The 19,352-nt window shown below is 61.3% G+C and carries 16 protein-coding genes; 7 read left to right on the top strand and 9 right to left on the bottom strand.

Annotated features, from left to right (window positions below):
- Positions 1 to 3: 3 nt before the first annotated feature.
- Together JIN81_RS05765 and JIN81_RS05770 are read right to left on the bottom strand one after the other, a co-directional pair.
- Positions 4 to 906, bottom strand: coding sequence for a universal stress protein (locus JIN81_RS05765; RefSeq protein WP_200277545.1), 903 nt, complete (start codon positions 904 to 906; stop codon positions 4 to 6).
- 232 nt (positions 907 to 1,138) lie between these two features.
- A complete protein-coding gene (locus JIN81_RS05770; protein WP_200277547.1) occupies positions 1,139 to 1,975 on the bottom strand; it encodes an ion transporter in 837 nt (278 codons plus the stop codon).
- 129 nt (positions 1,976 to 2,104) lie between these two features.
- Here JIN81_RS05770 and JIN81_RS05775 point away from each other — a divergent pair, with 129 nt between their 5' ends.
- Positions 2,105 to 2,833: an SDR family oxidoreductase gene (locus JIN81_RS05775; protein WP_200277549.1), complete on the top strand. Its 729-nt coding sequence runs from the start codon at positions 2,105 to 2,107 to the stop codon at positions 2,831 to 2,833.
- Positions 2,834 to 3,259: 426 nt separating this feature from the next.
- On the opposite strand, the gene JIN81_RS05780 is transcribed toward JIN81_RS05775, so the two are convergent.
- Positions 3,260 to 3,736 (bottom strand): Crp/Fnr family transcriptional regulator, encoded by a 477-nt coding sequence (locus tag JIN81_RS05780; protein ID WP_200277551.1) that lies wholly within the window; start codon positions 3,734 to 3,736, stop codon positions 3,260 to 3,262.
- Positions 3,737 to 3,925: 189 nt separating this feature from the next.
- Here JIN81_RS05780 and JIN81_RS05785 point away from each other — a divergent pair, with 189 nt between their 5' ends.
- Positions 3,926 to 5,266: a sulfatase-like hydrolase/transferase gene (locus tag JIN81_RS05785; RefSeq protein ID WP_200277553.1), complete on the top strand. Its 1,341-nt coding sequence runs from the start codon at positions 3,926 to 3,928 to the stop codon at positions 5,264 to 5,266.
- A 92-nt stretch (positions 5,267 to 5,358) separates the two neighbouring features.
- On the opposite strand, the gene JIN81_RS05790 is transcribed toward JIN81_RS05785, so the two are convergent.
- The 4 genes from JIN81_RS05790 to JIN81_RS05805 form a co-directional block, all read right to left on the bottom strand.
- Positions 5,359 to 6,432: a pyridoxal-phosphate-dependent aminotransferase family protein gene (locus tag JIN81_RS05790; RefSeq protein ID WP_234044510.1), complete on the bottom strand. Its 1,074-nt coding sequence runs from the start codon at positions 6,430 to 6,432 to the stop codon at positions 5,359 to 5,361.
- A gap of 160 nt (positions 6,433 to 6,592) precedes the next feature.
- Complete coding sequence (locus JIN81_RS05795; RefSeq protein WP_200277557.1) at positions 6,593 to 7,510, bottom strand: hypothetical protein; 918 nt, start codon at positions 7,508 to 7,510, stop codon at positions 6,593 to 6,595.
- Positions 7,503 to 8,051: an RNA polymerase sigma factor gene (locus JIN81_RS05800; protein ID WP_200277558.1), complete on the bottom strand. Its 549-nt coding sequence runs from the start codon at positions 8,049 to 8,051 to the stop codon at positions 7,503 to 7,505. Before JIN81_RS05800 ends, JIN81_RS05795 begins: the two co-directional genes overlap by 8 nt.
- A 160-nt stretch (positions 8,052 to 8,211) precedes the next feature.
- A complete protein-coding gene (locus JIN81_RS05805; RefSeq protein ID WP_200277559.1) occupies positions 8,212 to 8,385 on the bottom strand; it encodes a hypothetical protein in 174 nt (57 codons plus the stop codon).
- A 463-nt stretch (positions 8,386 to 8,848) separates the two neighbouring features.
- Here JIN81_RS05805 and JIN81_RS05810 point away from each other — a divergent pair, with 463 nt between their 5' ends.
- Both JIN81_RS05810 and topB read left to right on the top strand, forming a co-directional pair.
- Positions 8,849 to 11,179 (top strand): alkaline phosphatase D family protein, encoded by a 2,331-nt coding sequence (locus JIN81_RS05810; RefSeq protein WP_200277560.1) that lies wholly within the window; start codon positions 8,849 to 8,851, stop codon positions 11,177 to 11,179.
- A 139-nt stretch (positions 11,180 to 11,318) separates the two neighbouring features.
- Positions 11,319 to 13,871 carry a DNA topoisomerase III gene (gene topB / locus JIN81_RS05815; RefSeq protein WP_200277561.1) on the top strand — a complete coding sequence of 851 codons (2,553 nt, stop codon included), beginning with the start codon at positions 11,319 to 11,321 and terminating at the stop codon, positions 13,869 to 13,871.
- Between the two features lie 319 nt (positions 13,872 to 14,190).
- Here topB and lpxD read toward each other — a convergent pair whose 3' ends face one another.
- Together lpxD and JIN81_RS05825 are read right to left on the bottom strand one after the other, a co-directional pair.
- A complete protein-coding gene (gene lpxD / locus JIN81_RS05820) occupies positions 14,191 to 15,300 on the bottom strand; it encodes a UDP-3-O-(3-hydroxymyristoyl)glucosamine N-acyltransferase (RefSeq protein WP_200277562.1) in 1,110 nt (369 codons plus the stop codon).
- On the bottom strand, positions 15,233 to 15,868 hold the full coding sequence (locus JIN81_RS05825) for an OmpH/Skp family outer membrane protein (protein ID WP_200277563.1): 636 nt from the start codon (positions 15,866 to 15,868) through the stop codon (positions 15,233 to 15,235). The genes lpxD and JIN81_RS05825 overlap by 68 nt, the downstream gene beginning before the upstream one ends.
- 157 nt (positions 15,869 to 16,025) lie before the next feature.
- On the opposite strand from JIN81_RS05825, the gene panC reads away from it, so the two are divergent.
- Genes panC through JIN81_RS05840 form a run of 3 tightly spaced genes read left to right on the top strand, consistent with a single transcriptional unit; the run spans position 16,026 to position 19,349 of the window.
- Positions 16,026 to 16,850 carry a pantoate--beta-alanine ligase gene (gene panC, locus JIN81_RS05830; protein WP_200277565.1) on the top strand — a complete coding sequence of 275 codons (825 nt, stop codon included), beginning with the start codon at positions 16,026 to 16,028 and terminating at the stop codon, positions 16,848 to 16,850.
- A 14-nt stretch (positions 16,851 to 16,864) separates the two neighbouring features.
- The gene (gene nadB / locus JIN81_RS05835) at positions 16,865 to 18,478 is read left to right on the top strand and encodes an L-aspartate oxidase (protein WP_200277567.1); all 1,614 of its coding nucleotides are present in this window, start codon (positions 16,865 to 16,867) and stop codon (positions 18,476 to 18,478) included.
- Between the two features lie 10 nt (positions 18,479 to 18,488).
- The gene (locus JIN81_RS05840; RefSeq protein ID WP_234044511.1) at positions 18,489 to 19,349 is read left to right on the top strand and encodes a hypothetical protein; all 861 of its coding nucleotides are present in this window, start codon (positions 18,489 to 18,491) and stop codon (positions 19,347 to 19,349) included.
- The last annotated feature ends 3 nt before the right edge of the window (positions 19,350 to 19,352 follow it).

The raw sequence follows: 19,352 nt of genomic DNA on the forward strand, positions 1-19,352 counted from the left end.
ACGCTACTCGCCGATCCCAAGAATGGATTCGAGGAAGCCCCGGCCCGTCCCCTTGGCCTTCACCGCAAGGACCGGCACGGTCGAACTCTCGAGGATCTGCTCCACCACGCTCCCCAACAGGACCGCAGAAAGCGCATCACGACCTCGACAACCCGCCACAATGCAGTCGATTCCGTTCTGATTGACGTAGTCCAAGACTCCAAATGGCACGGACTCATGATGGTGGATCACCCTCTGCTCCTCCGCCGGCGGAGGGTCGAGACTTTCACAGAATTCCGCCATCTTCGACCTCGCATACTTCTCGTTCGCCTTCACGATCTCATCCTTCGGCAGGATGCCCCATCGGTGGCCCTTATGGATCTGACTGACGTAAACAAGCTTCGGCCCCCCACTACCGATCACCCTCGACAGGGCTGACCCGATCTCGAACGCCTGGCGTGAATACTCCGAAAAATCGGTGGCCACCATCGTGGTCCTGATCTCCTCAGGGATCGCTGCAGGAACGACGCACACCGAGCATGGAGCCTTGCGCGCCAACCGCACCGCGATGTCTGAACGCTCCGAACCGGTGACCAGCAGGTCACAGTCCTTCTCGATCACCAGTTCCAGCGACCGGGAGACCGGATTCGCCTCCTCGACATGGAAGTCGATGATTGACGGGTCCGGGAAAAGCCCGGTCTCAAGCACCGCCTTCTCCATCCGCTCACGCGCCTTCTCGTCGATGGGCTCCAGGAGCCACGGATGGCTCTCCATCAGGCTCTCCGGAATGTCCACCTTCGGGCTGAAATGACAGAAGGTGATCGAAGAGGGTTCCGACCAACGGGCGAGATGGGAGACCATCGTGATGACCGCCCGATCGGACTCGACGAACTGGAGGGGAACGAGAATTTTCTGGAAGCGTTTCATCGGACTATTGAGGAAAGACGCCGCTTTCTGGGGCGCGCCTGACACATGAACACGATGTCACCTTTTCCATAGAACGCCAACAAATTCGCGCATTTCATATCGTGTTATTCATGACATTCTAATACCCAGCAGGTCGCGTGCCGGATCCACCCCGGAAAACCGAACCTCCAGCCTCATCCAGCACGACACCCCACGGTCGCACGGAATGAACTCCACCCCCCTTGGGACCAAGCTACCGGGGAGGACCCTCCTCGATTTTTGCCCGCAGCGACCGGAGATCCCGGTCGATGTTCTCAAGCAACTTGCGCACCTCGGGATCCGTCGTCCCCACTTCCGGCGCAAGTGCGAGTTCCTGCATGGTCGATACGATGATGCCGATGAAGAGGTTGAGAATGGTGAAGGTTGCCACGATGATGAAGGGCACGAAGAACGCCCAGGCCCACGGATGGGTTTCCATGACCGGACGCACGATGCCCATCGACCAACTTTCGAGCGTCATGATCTGGAACAAGGTGTAAAGACTGCTTCCCAGCGAGCCGAACCACTCGGGGAAGCTCTCCCCGAACAGCTGGGTGGCCAGCACCCCGGCCGTGTAGAAAAAGATCGCCATCACCGCCATCACGCTCGACAGGCCCGGAATCGCATGAATGAAGGCGGCAACCACCTTGCGCAGCGAGGGCACCACGGTCAGCAAGCGCAGCACCCGAAGGACCCGCAGCGAACGCAGCACGGACCAGGCACCCGAACCGGGCACCAAGGCGACGGCGACGACGAGGAAATCAAAAAGATTCCAGCCGCTTCGCCAGAAGTACCTCCCGAAGGCAACCAGCTTGACGCCGAGTTCCGCCACGAACACGACCAGACAGGCTCGGTCCAGAGCCACGAGCCATGCACCCCACTCCGTCATCAGATTCTGGTTCGTCTTCAGACCCAGAAGCACGGAGTTGAAGAGAATGACACCGATGATGAACCCCTGAACCGGGCGCGACTCGACCCAGCGTGCCACTGCGATCCGGCGAGCCGAAACATCCTGTTGCGCCTCAAGGAACTTCAACTCGCTCTCACCCATGCACCGTCAGATACAGGGAATTCCGAAATCCGCAAGTTGCAGACCACGAAAACGGCGTCCAAGTCACCGCGTGAGACCCGAACATTCCAATTCGACCCGCGGGCATTCCCGTGCGAGCTGTCCCCCGTTATGGGAACCAACGCCATCACCAACCAAGTCGCCCTCGTCACCGGAGCCAACCGCGGCATCGGCAAAGCCATCGTTCAGGCGCTCCTCGCCAAAGGAGCCGGCAAAGTCTACGCCACCGCCAGGAAACCCGAGGAGATCGATACCTCGGACTCGCGGGTGGTGCCACTGGCGCTCGACCTGAGTTCCGCAGACTCCGTCTCCGCCGCGGCAGCGGAAGCTCAGGACGTCGAGATCGTCATCAACAACGGCGGTGTCCTGAAGGTGTGCAGCCCTCTCGATGCCGAAGCCTTCGAGAACTTCATTTTCGAAACCGACATCAACGTGCTCGGCCTGATGCGCGTCGCCCAGCATTTCGCCCCCATCCTCAAGGACAACGGAGGTGGCGCCCTCGTCCAACTCAACTCGGTCGCCTCGCTCAAGGCCTTTGGTAGTTTCGCGACCTACTCAGCCTCGAAGGCCGCCTCCTACTCCATCACCCAGAGCCTCGAACAGGTTCTCAAGGACCAAGGCACCCAGGTCGTGAGCGTGCACCCCGGCCCCATCAACACCGACATGGCAGACAGCGCCGGGCTCCCCGACGGCGAACCCCCATCGGTTGTCGCCGACGCAATCATCGACGCTTTGGTCCACGGCCGATTCCACGCCTTCCCCGACGCCATGGCACGACAGGTCGGCGAAGCCTACCAACCGTTCGCCGAGAACGTGATCGAAGCCGAACTTCAGGGCTGATTCTCCTCCGCTCGCCCATTGCAGTCGGCCGCAATTCCCCAGGACTGCCCAAAAAACCTGTAAAAAGTTTTGAAGAGACTGACTCGATAACCGAATTACCACAATCAACTCATTCTCAATCAGTTAAGATCTTACCCCAACTCAATCCCACCATCTACTTTGGCGAGCCTGACTAGAAATTCACAAAAACTTTCCGTTTCTTTTGAACGTCTTGAAGGCTGAAGGGTCTATCCCTCTGAACGCTGCAATAGCAGCTTCACCGTAAGGGTAACAGCACAGTCGATTTCCCATGGGTGTGGGACTTCTGACAAACTTGACCGCCGGCCGTGGGACGCCGGCGGTCTTTGTTTGTACGCAGAGCGCCTTACGGGCATTCACTCACGAACCCAAGTTCCATGGAAGTTGCGCGGTTCCCGATCCTGGGACTTACAGGTCCTTCTCCAAAGCTGCCAAGCGAGCCGAGGTTTCCTCCAGCCGTTTGGCCAGCACCTCGGCGAGGAAGCGATAGAGCACGATGTAGTAGGCCGACCGCTCACTCTCGGACAGCCCATCGATGAAGTTCTGTTTCACCTTCAGGAGGAAACAGTGGGTCGCTGCGGAGACCGTCGCAGTGCGGGCCTCGCCGGTCAGCGAGCGAAGCTCTCCAAGAATCTCTCCGGACTGCGCGAGGGTGGCCACGGCCTCCCCGGCCTTCTTCACCTCCACCTCTCCCTTCAGGAGAATGTAGAACTCGGTCGAGATCTCACCCTCCTGGAGAATGTCCTCGCCGCAATCAAACTCGACCAGGCTGCTGTTCGAGAGAATGCCGTCCAGCGCCGCCTGATCGACATTCGCGAGAAATTCCACCTTCGCCAAGGTCGGCGGCAGTTTCCCCTTCTCGTGTCGGTATGGATATTCGCGCATGAGGGGAACGCTAGGACTCCCCCGACGGTCCGACAAGCATCCGCTTCCAGCCCACCTTGCGGAAATGGAAATCGTCCTCACGCCTCCGGGCATGGACCGCCAGCCATTCACGCAAGATCCTCGGGCCCGGCGATGTATGATCCGTCGACCGCGTCGGAGAACCGACCAGCCATCAACCCACTCCCCGAGATGAAACCTCTCCGTCACCTTTCCCCCCTGCTTATCCTCGGCACCCTTTCCGGAGCGCTGGCCACCGCGCGCACCCCCAACATCGTCGTGCTCTACTCCGACGACGCCGGCTACGCCGATTTCGGCTTCCAGCCCGAGTGCCGCCCGGAAATGAAGAAGCTCACCCCGAACATCGACCGCATCGCGACCGAGGGAGCGCGCTTCACCGACGCCTACATGAGCGGCTGCGTCTGCTCGCCTTCCAGAGCCGGCCTGATGACCGGGGTCTATCAGCAACGCTACGGCTACGACAACAACCTGCCCCCCGGCACCAAGGACGGGCTTCCTCTGGACGTGACATTCGGGAGCAAAAGACTCCAGAAGCTTGGCTACCGAACCGGTCTGATCGGCAAATGGCACCTCGGCTATCCGGAAGCATTTCACCCCAACAAGCGCGGCTTCGACTGGTTCTATGGACTCCTGCAGGGGTCGCGTCCCTACCACGCCATGGACAAGGCTTCGCCCCACCGTGTGATCCTTGAGAACAATACCCCCACCAAGGAGGAAGGATACGTCACCGATCGGTTCGGCGATGCCGCCTGCCGCTTCATCCGCGAAAGCAGGGAGAAGCCGTTCTACCTCTTCGTCTCATTCACCTCCCCCCACGGCCCGCTTCAACCGAAGGAAGAAGACCTGAAACGCCTCGGCCACATCGATGAAAAGAAGCGGAAGAACTATGCCGGGCTGATCGTCTCACTCGACGACAACGTGGGCAAGATCCTCAAGTGCCTGGAGACTGAAGGCCTTGCAGATGACACAGTCGTGATCTTCACCAACGACAACGGCGGCCAAACCGGTACAGGCGCCGACAACACGCCGCTTCAGGGGAAGAAGGGCACCCTCTATGAAGGGGGCGTGCGTGTCCCTTGCGCGGTCCGCTGGCCTGGCAAGATCCAGCCGGGTTCCGTCGTTCGCGATCCGGTGATCGCGCTGGACCTCACCCCGACCTTCGTCGAACTGGCCGGAGGCACCGTGGAGGATTCCTGGAAGCTCGATGGCGTTTCCATCCTCGGCCACCTCACCGGAAGGAAGGAGGAACTCGCCGAGCGGCCCTTGTTCTGGAGGCAACATGGAAGCACCGGCGACCGGGCCATGCGCCTCGGATCCTGGAAGCTCACCCACCCACGCAGCAAAGGACAGGCGCCCATGCTCTTCAACCTGAGCGAGGACATCGGCGAAAGCACCGATCTCGCCACCAAGAAGCCCGAAGTCCTCCAATCGATGCTGACCCGACTGGATGCCTGGGAGGCGGAACTGATGGAACCCCGCTGGGGACCCGGCAGCCCAGGGAAGAAGAAGTAACACTCACGGCCCGACCCGGCCGCTCCCCAGCGACCTCTCCGTACTGGGCGGGCCCATGGCGTCAAAGGCTACAGTACGGCAACCCGAGGCCACTACTCGAGGCAGTCCACGAGCGCAGCCAGCACGAGGTCGACGTTGGCCTGCGTGGCGGAGTGCCCCATCAGGCCGATCCTCCACACCTTGCCTGCCATCTCAGCCAACCCTCCTCCAATTTCGATCCCGTAGGTATCGAGCATGCGGGATCGCACCTTCGCATCGTCCACGCCCTCGGGAATCCACACGCAGTTCATGCTGTGCAGCGATTGGTCGGGCACATACTCCAGCCCGATCTCCTCAAGTCCCGCCCTCAACCGCTTGTGCATGTGCGCATGCCGCTCGAAGCGGGCTTCCAGGCCCTCTTCCAGAATGATCGCAAGCGCCTCGTTGAGCGCGAAGATCATGTTCACCGGGGGCGTGTGGTGGTAAGCCCGCGTGCTACGCCCTTCGTAGTAATTCTTGAGCATGCCGACATCGAAATACCAGTTGTCGACAGGGCGCTTCCGGCGCTCGATCACTTCAACCGCGGCCGGAGAGAATGAAACCGGTGCAAGCCCCGGCGGACACGAAAGGCACTTCTGGGTCGCCGAGTAGACAGCGTCGATGTGCCACTCGTCGACCTCCACCGGATGTCCCCCCAGGGAAGTCACCGCATCGACGATGAACAGCATTCCCTCTTCATGGAGCATCTTCGAGATGGCTGCCAACGGCTGGTGGGCTCCGGTCGATGTCTCGGCATGGACCATGGCCAGGGCCTTGGCCCGGGGATGCCGATGCACGACGTCGGCCACTTCATCCTCGGTGAAGGAACTGCCCCACTTCGCATCAAGGCGATGGACCACGATCCCATGCCGCTCCATCACCTCCACCATGCGGCCACCGAAGAGGCCGTTGACACAGACAATCGCCTGATCCCCCGCCTCCAACAAATTGCTTACCACGCACTCCATGCCCGCCATCCCGGTTGCGGAGACCGGAAAGGTCAGGGGATTCTCAGTCCGGAATACCTGTCTGAGCTTCAGGCAGGTATCATCGAGAAGCTCGACGAACTGGGGATCAAGGTGCCCGATGGTGGGTGCTGACAGGGCACGCAGGACGCGATTCGGCACCCGGCTCGGACCAGGCCCCATGAGGATTCTCTCTGAACAGACCATGTAGTTAGGTTTTCTTAAGCAAAAAGCTCAGAGAATCGCCCCCCGGTCAACCTCCGGGATCCCAACAAAAACGCACCGACCTTGCCGGTCGGTGCGAAACCCATTGAATTCCAGAAGCCGCGAAACGATCAGTCCGTTAGAAAAGTTTATCCAAGTCATCCGTCCCGGACTTTCCCAGGAGCAGGAAGACCCGCTTCGAATCATGCCAGCGGGCGACCGCCCAATTGCCATGCTGATCGATGACAGGCTTGGTCGCCTCCTTGAGGTCGCAGCAGTCCACATCACCCTTCCTGAAAACAACCAGATGAACGACCTCGTCATCGCTCTTGCGGAAGCAGACGATGGCACCGGACTTGCCTTCCACATCGAGCACCCTGCATCCGAGCCCGGGAATCCCCTCGAGGCCCCGTGGCACTCCGCCTTCCGGGCACGCACGCCCCTGTTCCCGGATGAATTTGAACAGCACCTTCTGGTCAGCGTTCTTCAGGTCCAGAGTGAAACCAGGAGAGGTCAGGGTCGAGATGGCCTCTTGCTCAACGTGCGAGATCGGCACTGAAGAGACGTAGGTTTCACGCCCCGTCAACTGATCCCCTTCGCCAAGCGTGGTGGCGTCAGGGCGGGTCATCACAACGGCGAGCGCAATGCCGGCTGCCGCGGCAATCGGCACTCCAAAACGCCACCACGAACGCGACGGCTTCGCCACAGGTCGGGCCGACTGCTCCATGGCAGCCAGAATCTCGCGGCGGAATCCTTCCGGAGGCGTGATTTGCGCCAGCGCCCCGATCATCTGTCCATCGTAAGCATCCATTTCCAGCTCCTGTCCCTGCGCCACGGCGAGCCCCGCAAGAATCTCCTCGCGCAGACCATCCGGCAGTTCCAGCCGTCCCAAGGCGGACGAAAATGCGGCATCCTGAGCCCGTTCTTCGGCCAGCCACTCACCGAGTTCGCGATCCGAGGCGGCGAGCTGGAGCGCCGCTGCAAAGTCCTTGTCATCCGCATCCGCACCATCCGGCCGGAAACAGCGGAGAACAAATCTGGCTTGTTCCTTATCCATGATGTTTGCCGAGGTTTTGGGGTTCGATCTGTAAAATGTTCTTCGGAGCACTGAGCGGATCAGCGGTCATCCGCTTGCGCAGCATCTCCTTCGCTCTGGAGATCCGCGACATGACGGTTCCAATCGGAATGTCGAGAATGGCGGCAATCTCCTTGTAGCTGTGCTGCTGGAGATAAAAGAGGGTGATGGGCGCGCGGAAGGTCTCGTCGAGGTCGCCAAGTAACTCCACCGCGCGTTGACCGTCCATCTGACGGTCGGTGTCGTCCTCGGAGGAATCCAGGCGCCCTGCCACCGCCTCAGTCAGTTCCTCATCAGAGAAGCGCTTCGATCGGCGCGCATGGGACAGGAACTCCCGATGCAGGGTGGTGAACAACCACGTCTTCGCCTTCGAGCGATCACGAAGCTGATCCCCTTTCTGCGCCCAGATGCAGAAGGTCTGCTGCACCAGATCAGCTGCAGTCTCCCGGTTCTTTGAAAGGGAGACCGCGAATCGGAAGAGCGCTTGGTAATGCGCATCAACCAGTTGTTCGAATTCGCTCATGGACACTCTTCAGAGAACCCACGAACCGAACTTATTCCATCGGAATCCGTCGTTTTCGCAAAACCCACCCCATCAACGGACGGGTTTCGAAAGATCGGTCGGTCGCTCCGACACCACGCCACTCCGGGCACCTGAATCGGGCCCGCGAAGTGGGCGCCGCTCAGCAACCGGGAAACACGATCACATTGTCCGGGTAATCCTCGGTCTCCCGATCCTCATCGGTACAGACCCGATCCATCAGGCGTCCGGCCAGGTCGAGAATTCGGTTGAGATCGCTACGATCAGCGGGTGGCTTCGCAATGAAAGCCCCTGAAGAGATTGCCTCTCGGCTCATGGTAATGTCGGAATAGGGTTGGGTGAGAACTCTAATCCCGTAGGCCTGACCTTGGGGGGTACGGGCTGGACCATGCGGGTGTGGGTGAACGGTGCTGATAAATATGTAAAACTTGATTCAAAGCAAGACATAAAACCCTGAAAACCAGATGGTTCTGAATACAAAATAACTTTGCTTCTCTATTTATCAATGTTTCTTGAATATTCGATTCACCAAGAAGCAAACCTCATTTTTCCCAAGATCTAGGCGATTTCTCCACCTGCAGCTGGGGCGTCGCCGCGTGGAGATTCCGTCACTCGGGCTCCCGCGCGCGGAATGGAAGCAATTTGAGAAAATTGAAGATCGGCAGAATCATATCAAACTTTCGACTCAGGGACGCCCGGTTTCTCCGGATGAAGGCAGTCTGAGTTCGAGACCTCGACAGAGTTGCCATGGCGGGAGGCAAGCCTCTAGGCTTCCGCCCATGAAAGCTCTCTGGCTGCTTGCCCTCTTGCCAACCACCCTGCTCGCCGACTCGGTCGTGCCCGTGCTTACCCCCCGCACGGATCGTCCGTGGCTGGGCAAGGATTTCTGGAGCAATCCGGCGGAAGATTGGCTGCTCCGCGATGGTCGTCTCGAGAATCGTTTTTCCGGTGGCAACCGCTCGGTCGTCATCCTTACCGCCGAGGTCGGCCCGAAGCGGGAATCGATGACTCTCAAGACGGTGGTCGACCAAATCTCCTTTGAGACGCGGGGCGAGGGCTACGTCGGATTCGAAATCGGCCGTCAGGGCAAATTCGGAGATTACCGAGATTCGGCCATCTATGGAGCCGGACTCGCCGCCGGGATTGATTTTTCGGGGCGACCTTTCATTGGCGAACCGGTCGCGGACTCGCCGCCCCTCAAGATGCCCCTCAAAAATGTCTACCTGGAGTTCAAGGCGGATCCTGCGGAGGACGCCTCGTACCGCTGCACGCTGCGGGCGATGGACGGAGCCGGGCGCGAACTCGGGAGTGCCGTGCGCACGGTTCACGGTTCCCGTCTCGAGGGCCTGGTGGCTCTGATGGCAACGACGCGCATGCCCGCCGCCCAGCCTCTGACCCAAGCGCGGAAGGGCCCGGGAAAACCCATCGCCCAAACACGGGGTGACGAAGGACGCTTCGCTTTCTCGGCAGTCTCCCTTGATGGCGGGAAGATCATCGCCCGACCTGAGCGGGCCTTTGGCCCGGTCCTGTGGACCACCTACACTTTGGACAACCGGGGCACCCTTCGGCTCTTGGTGCAGGGCGCTCCGTTTTCCCGCAACGCCAAGCATGAACTCACCCTCACCCTGCCCGGCCGGCAACCCATTGTCACCAACATGGAGCCGAACTCCCGCACCGGGCTTTTCCGCGTGCTTAAAGTCCCAACCGACCAGGACAGCCCCTTCAAGGTCACCCTCGCTGGTGAGACTTGGGAAGGCACGATCCGGGCCATTCCGAAGGGCCGAGACCTGGTCCACACCGCGCTCTCCTGCAACGATGCGACCGGTTTCCCACACAACGACCTCGTCGCCAATGTGGCGGAACAAAAGCCCGATTTGATCACCTTCCACGGCGACCAGATCTACGAAGGAGTCGGCGGCTACGGCCTGATCTACGACCAGCTCGAAAATGATCGCTCGCTGCAATCCTACCTCCGGAAATACGCCATGCATGGTTGGACATGGCGGGAAATCCTCCGCGACACCCCCTCCATCACCATCCCTGATGATCACGATGTGTTTCACGGGAACCTGTGGGGGGCGGGCGGTAACCCCAGCGACGTCAGCAAGGGCTTCGGCAACACAGCGCAGGATTCGGGCGGCTACAAGATGTCGGTCGAATTCGTCAATGCGGTCCACCGAACCCAAACCGGAAACCTTCCTGAACCCGCCGACCCAGCACCCTGCCGCAGCGGAATGTCGGTCTACTTCACCCGGCTCCCCTACGGCCCGCTCGATCTCGCCATCCTCTCGGACCGACAATTCAAGTCCGCACCACGGGACCTGCTTCCCGCCGCCGAGATCGAGAATGGCTGGCCCGCCAATCTCCGCTGGGATCCCATCACCCAATCGTCCCACCCGGATGCCGAACTCCTTGGGCCCCGCCAGGAAGCCTTCCTGCGCCGCTGGGTCAAGAACCCCGCCGAGGGCCATCAATTCCGCGTCGCCATCTCCCAGTCGCCTTGGCTCGCTCCCCAGACGCTTCCAAAGAACATCCATCACGACAAGTATGTCCCCACCCTCCCCGTCTATGCCCCGGGTGAATACGCGCCCGACGATGAGCCGAAGCCGGATTTCGACACCAATGGCTGGCCCAAGGAAAAGCGTGACCTCGGCCTGAAGCTCCTCAAGGAAGCCGGCGCCCTTCACATTACCGGTGACCAGCACCTCGGCACGACGGGACAGTATGGCATTGAAACCCACCGCGACGGCCCATGGTGGATCTCCTCGCCCGCCATCGCCAATGTCTGGCCTCGTCGCTGGATGCCCGCCACGGAAGGCAAGAACCGCCGGTCGGGCGATCCGAAGTGGCTGGGCGACTTCGCCGACGCCTTCGGCAATGACTTCACCCTGCACGCCGTCGCCAACCCGCACGATATCGACCGCGAGCCCGCCCGTTTGTTCGATCGTGCCGTCGGATACAGCGTCATCACCTACAGTCCGTCCACCGGGCACGCCACCCTTGCGAACTGGCCCTACTGGGCTTCCCCCGCCAAGGAAGCACCCGACAACTCGCCCTACCCCGGTTGGCCGATCGTCATCGATCCGAAGTCCGGGAAACGCATTCGCTGAGCTTGTTTCCGCGAACCGCCGACCGCTTCCCCGACTTTTTATCCCCTACGGGGATTGCGGACACCGCCAGCGAATCCCCTTGCCAAGTTGCCCCCTGCCCGTCTAGTCCGTCGCCACCGCCATTACGGCGACCACTTTCATGGGTAAGACACTGATCATCGCAGAAAAACCGTCCGTCATGACCGATCTCAGCAAAGCGCTGGGCAAGGTGATGGGCAAATTCGAGAAGAAGGGGCAGGCACGCGACGCCTACTTCGAAAATGACGACGCCGTGATCACTTCGGCCGTCGGTCACCTCGTCGAACTGCGGATGCCCACCGGCCCGAACGGGAACAAGCTTCCCTGGAAGTTCGACGTCCTCCCCGCCATCCCCAAGCGCTTCGAACTCGACCCGATCGAGCAGACCGCCCCGCGGCTCCGCCAGGTCGTGAAGCTTGCCAAACGCAAGGATATCGACCGGATCGTCAATGCCTGTGACGCCGGTCGCGAGGGTGAATTGATCTTCCGCTACATCATGGACATCGGGAAGATCGACAAGCCCACCCAGCGCCTGTGGATGCAGTCGATGACCCAGGGATCCATCATCTCCGCCTGGGAAAAACTCCGCAGCGACGACGAAATGCAGCCGCTTGCCGACGCAGCACGGTGTCGCTCCGAGTCCGACTGGCTGGTGGGCTTGAATGCCACCCGCGCCCTGACCTGTTTCCGCTCCCGCCACGGCGGCTTCAACATCACCTCCGCCGGCCGCGTGCAGACCCCGACTCTCGCCATCCTCGCGAAGCGCGAAGCCGAGATCCAGGCCTTCAAGCCCGAAGGCTACTACGAAGTCCACGGCACCTTCGGCGTGCAGGCGGGCAACTACCTCGGCAAGTGGATCGACGAGTCCTTCAAACGGGACCCCTCGAAGCCACACGGTCGGGCCGAACGCATCTGGGACCGCGAACTCGCCGACGCCATCAAATCCCGCTGTGAAGGCAAGACCGGCACGATCGAGGAAAAGAAGCGCCCTTCCACCCAGCGCTCGCCCCAGCTCTACGACCTGACCACCCTCCAGCGCGAAGCCCCCTTCTCCGCCAAAGGCACGCTGTCGCTCGCCCAGGCTCTGTATGAGAAGCACAAGATGGTCACCTACCCGCGGACCGACTCGCGCTACCTGCCGGAGGACTACATGGCCACCGTCCGCTCGACCATGAGCGAGATCGCCAACTCCAGCCTGCCCGTCGGGGACTACGCCCGCAAGGTCCTCGAAGAACAGGACGGCGCCAAGCTGACCATGAACAAGCGGATCTTCGACTCCTCCAAGGTCACCGATCACTTTGCGATCATCCCCACAGGCCGCGTCGTCAAACTCTCCGAAGCGGAAGAGAAGCTCTACGACATGATCGTGAAGCGCTTCATCGCCGTGTTCTTCCCCAATGCCGAGTTCGAGCAGACCACCCGCCTCACCCGCATCTCCACCGATGCCACGGTCGATACCTTCAAGACCGAAGGCCGCGTGCTGGTCAAACCCGGCTGGCTCGCCGTGCTCGGAAGGAAACCCGGTGTGGCTTCCGGCAAGGATGACCTGACCGCCGTCTCCCCCGGTGAAACCGCGCAGACCGAGGCCATCGAGATCCTCGAAGAGGAAACCAAGCCACCCGCACGCTTCAACGAATCCACCCTGCTCTCCGCCATGGAAGGCGCCGGCAAACTCGTCGACGACGAGGAACTGGCCGAAGCCATGTCCGAGCGCGGTCTCGGTACACCCGCCACCCGGGCCGCCATCATCGAGACCCTGATCCGCCAGAAATACATCGCCCGCGATGGTGACGGTGGACGCTCCCCCCTCCACGTGACCGGAAACGGCATGCGCCTCATCAAGGTGGTGAACGAAATGGACATCAACGGTCTCGCCTCGCCGCAGATGACAGGCGACTGGGAGTACAAGCTCCGCCAGATGGAACTCGGTCAACTCGACCGCGATACCTTCATGGCCGAAATCAAGGCCTACACGACCGACATCGTCGCCAAAGCCAAGGACCTCGCCCAAGAACTCCAAAGCCGGGTCTTCCCCGACGTCGAGTGCCCCTGCCCCGCCTGCGGTGCCCCCAAGCTCAAACAAACCGATGCCACCTACGAATGCTACGAGGCCGACTGCAAGTTCCGCGCCAAGAAGCACATCGCCGGGCGCACCCTCACCGAGGAGGAGGCCAAGCAGCTCTTCACCACCAAATTCATCGGGCCCCTCGAAGGATTCCGCAGCCGCTTCAACAAGCCCTTCGAGGCCGCCCTCGAGCTGGACGACAAGTTCAAGGTCAACTTCGTCTTCGACGAGAGCGACAAGGATGACTTCAACGACCTGACCGAGGATCAGGTCATCGCCACCGAAAAGCTCATCAATGGAGAAGAAGCCAAGATCTACCTCGCTGAAAAGGCCTACCTCGTCCCTGGCTTCAAGACCAAGAATGATCCGGACGGCCTGCGCCTCGGAAAGGTGATCCTCGAGCGCGAGATCGAAAAGCCACAGGCCGTCAAACTCCTGACCGAAGGCAAGACCGACCTGATCAAAGGCTTCATCTCCAAACGCACGAAGCGCCCATTCGACGCCTTCCTGCTGCTCGACCCGAAAACCGGCAAGGTTGGATTCGAGTTCCCACCCCGCCCGGCCAAAAAAACCGCCAAGAAGGCAGCCAAAAAGTCCGCAAATTCCTAGGTTTTTCGTGGTTGCGGATAATTACTGACAGTTAATTACCAGAATTCCTTTGCTTTCCGGCGAGCTTTTCTGGAGACTCTGCCCGTCCGCCCCCCCCAACGGGCCCTTTGAACGATCAGTCCGCTGATCCGCCAATGGAACAGGACACCGTTTCTGTGAAACGTGTGTGTTTAGCCGTCCGGCAGGTCGACCCCCGATCCGCCGGGCGGCTTTTTCTTTCCCAAGATGCCCCCTCTGGACCGCGCGGCGCTGCCGCGCATCACCCGACGCGCAAGGGACGGCGCACGGGATGCCCCCCTGGCCCCCGCAGCTCCACGGCTCACTCTCCGCCCTTCTCCAGCTGCTTCACGCGTTTGAGCAGCTCAGGCAGACGACGCAGGGCCGCTTTCTGCTTCTGCTCCATGGCGAATGGCTGGGCCGGTGCACCGCCATACATCTTGCCTCCCTCGATGCTCGCGCTGACACCGGTCCGACCCGCCAACAACGCCTTGTCACCGACCGTGACGTGGCCGGCAATCCCGCTCTGGGCTGCAATGGTCACGTATTGACCAGTGCGACAGCTGCCCGCGAGTCCGCTTTGGGAAACCACCAGGTTGTGCTCTCCCAGCTGCACGTTGTGAGCGATCTGAACCAAGTTGTCGATTTTCGAGCCCTTCCCGATCACCGTCCGACCAAAACGGGCACGATCGATCGTCGTGTTGGCCCCGATCTCGACGTCGTCCTCGACCACCACAATGCCGATCTGGTCGATCTTCTGATGTCGGCCGTCGACCATCTCAAAACCATAGCCGTCCGAACCCACCACCGCACCGGGCTGCAGAATCACCCGGTCGCCGAGAATGCAGCGCTCACGGATCGACACGTTCGCCAGCAGGAGGCAATCCTCACCGATCTCCACCTGCTCGCCCACGACCGCATTCGGCCCGATCTCCGAGCCATCTCCGATCACCGCGCCGGCCATCACGACCGCGCCGGCATGCACCCGCACCTTGGCAGGGTCCAGCTTGGCCGACTCGTCGACCACAGCCCGGGGATGGATGCCGGGGACGAACTTCCGGGCAAAGGCCGAGGTGAAATATTTCACCGCCAGCCCAAAGGCGTAAGAGGGGTTGTCCGCGGCAATCAGCGCGACCCCTTCAGCCGGGCCGGCTTCCACGCCACGGGGCACGATTACCACACCTGCAGCCGTCTCGAGAAACTGCTGCTTGTACTTCTCGTTGCCCAGAAAAGACACCTCTGAGGCAGAAGCTTCATCCAGCGAAGCCACGCCATCGACGACATGAGAAAGCTCGCCCCGGATGATGTCACCATCAACCTGTCGGGCGAGCTCGGAAAGGGTCAGAGCCACAATGGAATGGGGATCACTCTCCGCCTTCAGCCGGTGCCTCCGGGGCAGCCGCTTCTTCACCAGCAGGCTCGGCTGGAGCATCCTTGTTCAGGTCTTCCAGAAGCACAGCCGTGATGTCGGTTGCGTCCTTGGTGTAGAGAAGGAAGGGAACCTGGGAAGTGCTCAGGCCGGATTTGTCGAACACGTAGTCGTAGTCCTCTTTCTTCGCCTGCTCTTCCACCAGCTTGCGGATCTCTTCGAGGATTCCCTTCATGCGCTGCACCATCTTCTCGTTCAGAGCCTGGTTGCGGCGCTGGAGGAACTCGCGACGCTCACGATCGAGGGCGATGCCTTCGTTCTGCTTCATCTGCCAGTCACGGTAAACCTCCTGCTTCTTCGAGTCGGAAATCGAAGGGTCATCGAGTTGCTTGCGCATGTTCTGAAGGTCGGTGTCCAGCTCACGGATGCGGGCAAGACGCTCGTTGTTCTCCTTCTGGATGCGGGCACGCTCCACGTTGATCTGCTTCTGGGCATCGTTGGTGCGATGGTACTCCTTGAACAGATTCTGCATGTCCACGGTGGCAATCTTCAGTTTGCCTTCCTGCGCAGCAGCGGTGCCAAGGAGGCCCAGTGCCAGAACGAGAGCGGTGATTCGACGGATAATTCTCATGAATTGGATGGTTTCCCGGGTGGGGGTTGGGGGGACCGTGAACGTATTTTCGGGACCCGTCAACGCCGCCCTTCTTCACACTTCGGGCTGCAGTTTCCCGTCCGCACGACGCCCTCCACCCTTGCCGCCGGCCGATTCCTGACGAATCCTCGCGCCCATGCGCGTCATCACGCATCCCCATGAGCTCCGTCGCTCCGATCACAAACCGCGTGTGCTGGTTCCGACCATGGGGGCACTTCACGAGGGTCATCTCGCCCTCATCCGCCAGGCCCGCACGGTGGCAGGCCCCGATGGGTGCGTGGCCGTCTCGATTTTCGTCAACCCCATCCAGTTCGACCGCGCCGACGACCTCGACGCCTACCCACGCCCTTTGGAAGATGACCTTGCTGCCTGCCGCCGCGAAGGCGTCGACCTCGTCTTCGTTCCGGATGCGGGATCCATGTATCATCCGGACCGCTCCACCAAAGTCCTCGAGACCTCGCTTTCCACCACCCTCTGCGGAGCCACGCGCCCCGGACACTTCGATGGCGTCTGCACGGTCGTCCTCAAGCTGTTCAACCTCCTCCAACCGGATCACGCCGTGTTTGGAGAAAAGGACTTCCAGCAACTCGCCATCATCCGACGCATGGTCCGCGATCTGGATGTGCCGGTGGAAATCATCGGCCACCCGACCCATCGCGAGCCCGACGGACTCGCCATGTCATCCCGCAACGTCCGGCTCACCCCGCCGCAACGCGCCGACGCCCCCCGGATCCACCGGGCCTTGTTCAGCGCCTCCGAGGCGGACAGCATCGAGGCAATCCTGCGCACCGCCCAATCGGGCATCGAGTCCCCACTCAACCGCATCGACTACCTCCAGCTGGTCGATGCCGAATCCCTGCAACCCGTTTCCGACCTCACCCGCCCCAGTCTTCTTGCGACCGCCGTGTTCTACGACAAGGTCCGCCTGATCGACAACCAGGGCATCCCAGCGAGGCCCTAACCCATCCCTCTTTCATGCAATCCGATTTCCTTGTCATTGGCTCGGGCCTCGCCGGCCTGTCGTTTGCCCTGCGAGCTGCCGAGCATGGCACCGTCACCCTGATCACGAAGGGCGACGCCCTTGATTCGAATACCAACTGGGCCCAGGGCGGAATCGCCTCGGTCCTCCCCGACGGCCTGCGCGACGACGGCGACTCGATCGAATCCCACGTCGCCGACACCCTCGATGCCGGAGCCGGCCTGTGCAACGAGGAGGTCGTGCGCACGCTCATCCGGGAAGGTGCCGAAACCATTGACGACCTCGTGGCCCACGGCACCGATTTCGACCGCGAAGGCGACCGCTACGCCCTCGGCAAGGAAGGGGGCCACAGCCACCGCCGCATCCTCCATGCACGCGACACCACAGGGCACGAAATCGCCACCTCACTGGTGGAGGCCGCCAGAAGGACCAAGAATATCCGGATTCTCGAAAATCATTTCACCATCGATCTCATCACCACCGGCAAGCTCGGCAGCGTGACCGAAGACCGGGTCATCGGTGCCTATGTGTTGGAAAAGGAAACCGGCGAGGTCCACATTTTCCGCAGCGACCGCATCGTGCTCGCCACCGGCGGCTGCGGAAAGGTGTATCTCTACACCACCAATCCCGACTCCTCGACCGGCGACGGCGTGGCCATGGCCTGGCGGGCCGGTGCCAACATCGCCAACATGGAATTCATCCAGTTCCACCCCACCTGCCTCTACAACCCCGCCGCAACCGGACCCGAAGCCCGTTCCTTCCTCGTCTCCGAGGCCGTCCGCGGAGAGGGAGCCATCCTCATCAATGACAAGGGCGAGGACTTCGTCAAAAAGGCGGATCCACGCGGCTCACTCGCCCCCCGGGACATCGTCGCCCGCGCGATCGACCGCGAGATCAAGAAAACCGGAGCGGCTTGCGTGTATCTCGATGCCACCCACAAGCCCGCCGGCTTCATGCGGGAGCGCTTCCCCTTCATCTACGAAAAGCTCCGCAGCTTCGGCCTCGACGCCGAAACCCAACCCATCCCGGTCGTTCCTGCCGCCCACTACCAGTGCGGCGGCGTCGCCACCGATGTCGATGGGAAGACCAGCATCCGCGGGCTCTTCGCCGTCGGCGAGGTCGCCTGCACCGGTCTCCACGGCGCCAACCGCCTCGCTTCCAACTCACTTCTCGAAGCCAATGCCACCGCGCGACGGGCCCTCGAGCGCATGCTGAAGACCTACCGCCCGGAACGCGACGCCCCCACCGCACCTCAGATCCCCGCGTGGGAGCACGGCGACACCACCCCCCCCGACGAGCAGGTCATCATTTACCACAATTGGGACGAACTCCGGCGCCTCATGTGGGACTACGTCTCCATCGTCCGCACCGACAACCGCCTGCGCCGTGCCGGAACCCGGCTCCGGAACCTGAGAAAAGAGGTCCGCGACTTCTACTGGGGCCACCGGGTGAATGCCGACATCCTCGAGCTGAGAAACCTCGTTGCAGTCGCCTCACTGATCGTCGATTGCGCGATCCGGCGACACGAATCGAGGGGCTTGCACCATACGCTAGACTACCCGGGCATTGACGAACGGCTACAAAGAGACACCATCCTCCGCCGCTTCTGATTAACCCATCATGCGCAGACTCTACTCGATCCCCCTGATCAGCATCGCGATTGCCGCGTGCTCACCGGTGTGTGGCCAGACCACCTCGAGTTCGGCCACGCTTCCACGGGTGGTCATCCCGACCAGTCGTCAGCCCATCCAACCCCAGCCAACCAAGCGTCCCGCCCAGCTCTACCCGTGGCGCCAGAACATCACCGCAACGGTCTTCTGGGTCGGGGAACAACCGACGCAGAATAACCCCACTCCAAACTGCAAGTCCTCCTGGGACCAGAACTGGATGGAGAACTTCGGGGGCTACGATGACCCTAAGCCGGCGAACCGGATCGCCGACCATCGCAACTCCGATTTCCGGCCGAAGGCATTCATCCCCAAGCTGAATCCATTCTACATCGCGCTGCCCTACAACGACGTCCGCACCTACCGCTCGCACAAGCCGGAGGCCTCGCGGGTGATCCCCTGGTTCAAGCGTGTGAATCCCCGCCCCGGCAGGACCAGCCTCAAGGGCCAGTGGGTCCAGATCTACCATGGAGGCCGTAGCTGCTACGCCCAGTGGGAAGACTGCGGACCCTGGGTCACCGATGACTGGCACTACGTCTTCGGCAACAGCCCGCCGAAGAACCGCTCCAACCAATCGGCGGCCATCGACATCTCCCCTTCCGTCCGCGACTACCTCGGCCTGCAGTCGGGGGAAAAATGCCACTGGCGCTTTGTCGAGGCCGCTCAGGTCCCATACGGCCCGTGGAAGAAATACGGCCATCAGCCGACCGTAGCCGCCGATGGATCGGACTTCGAAGCCAAGCGGAAATACCTCGAGTATCTCCGCAAGCTACGGGACGCCCAGTACCAGAAGCAGGGCGGCGCCAGCCGCTGAGAA

It is taken from the genome of Haloferula rosea, assembly GCF_016595525.1.
GTDB classification, from domain to species: domain Bacteria; phylum Verrucomicrobiota; class Verrucomicrobiia; order Verrucomicrobiales; family Akkermansiaceae; genus Haloferula; species Haloferula rosea.

Excerpts from the sequence above, each read along its gene's own strand:
- panC (WP_200277565.1), top strand. The coding sequence starts at position 16,026 with ATGCGCGTCATCACGCATCCCCATGAGCTCCGTCGCTCCGATCACAAA.
- JIN81_RS05800 (WP_200277558.1), bottom strand. The coding sequence starts at position 8,051 with ATGAGCGAATTCGAACAACTGGTTGATGCGCATTACCAAGCGCTCTTC.
- JIN81_RS05840 (WP_234044511.1), top strand. The coding sequence starts at position 18,489 with ATGCGCAGACTCTACTCGATCCCCCTGATCAGCATCGCGATTGCCGCG.
- JIN81_RS05780 (WP_200277551.1), bottom strand. The coding sequence starts at position 3,736 with ATGCGCGAATATCCATACCGACACGAGAAGGGGAAACTGCCGCCGACC.
- lpxD (WP_200277562.1), bottom strand. The coding sequence starts at position 15,300 with ATGCTCCAGCCGAGCCTGCTGGTGAAGAAGCGGCTGCCCCGGAGGCAC.
- JIN81_RS05795 (WP_200277557.1), bottom strand. The coding sequence starts at position 7,510 with ATGGATAAGGAACAAGCCAGATTTGTTCTCCGCTGTTTCCGGCCGGAT.
- JIN81_RS05805 (WP_200277559.1), bottom strand. The coding sequence starts at position 8,385 with ATGAGCCGAGAGGCAATCTCTTCAGGGGCTTTCATTGCGAAGCCACCC.
- JIN81_RS05810 (WP_200277560.1), top strand. The coding sequence starts at position 8,849 with ATGAAAGCTCTCTGGCTGCTTGCCCTCTTGCCAACCACCCTGCTCGCC.
- JIN81_RS05785 (WP_200277553.1), top strand. The coding sequence starts at position 3,926 with ATGAAACCTCTCCGTCACCTTTCCCCCCTGCTTATCCTCGGCACCCTT.
- JIN81_RS05775 (WP_200277549.1), top strand. The coding sequence starts at position 2,105 with ATGGGAACCAACGCCATCACCAACCAAGTCGCCCTCGTCACCGGAGCC.
- JIN81_RS05770 (WP_200277547.1), bottom strand. The coding sequence starts at position 1,975 with ATGGGTGAGAGCGAGTTGAAGTTCCTTGAGGCGCAACAGGATGTTTCG.
- JIN81_RS05790 (WP_234044510.1), bottom strand. The coding sequence starts at position 6,432 with ATGGGGCCTGGTCCGAGCCGGGTGCCGAATCGCGTCCTGCGTGCCCTG.
- JIN81_RS05765 (WP_200277545.1), bottom strand. The coding sequence starts at position 906 with ATGAAACGCTTCCAGAAAATTCTCGTTCCCCTCCAGTTCGTCGAGTCC.
- topB (WP_200277561.1), top strand. The coding sequence starts at position 11,319 with ATGGGTAAGACACTGATCATCGCAGAAAAACCGTCCGTCATGACCGAT.
- nadB (WP_200277567.1), top strand. The coding sequence starts at position 16,865 with ATGCAATCCGATTTCCTTGTCATTGGCTCGGGCCTCGCCGGCCTGTCG.
- JIN81_RS05825 (WP_200277563.1), bottom strand. The coding sequence starts at position 15,868 with ATGAGAATTATCCGTCGAATCACCGCTCTCGTTCTGGCACTGGGCCTC.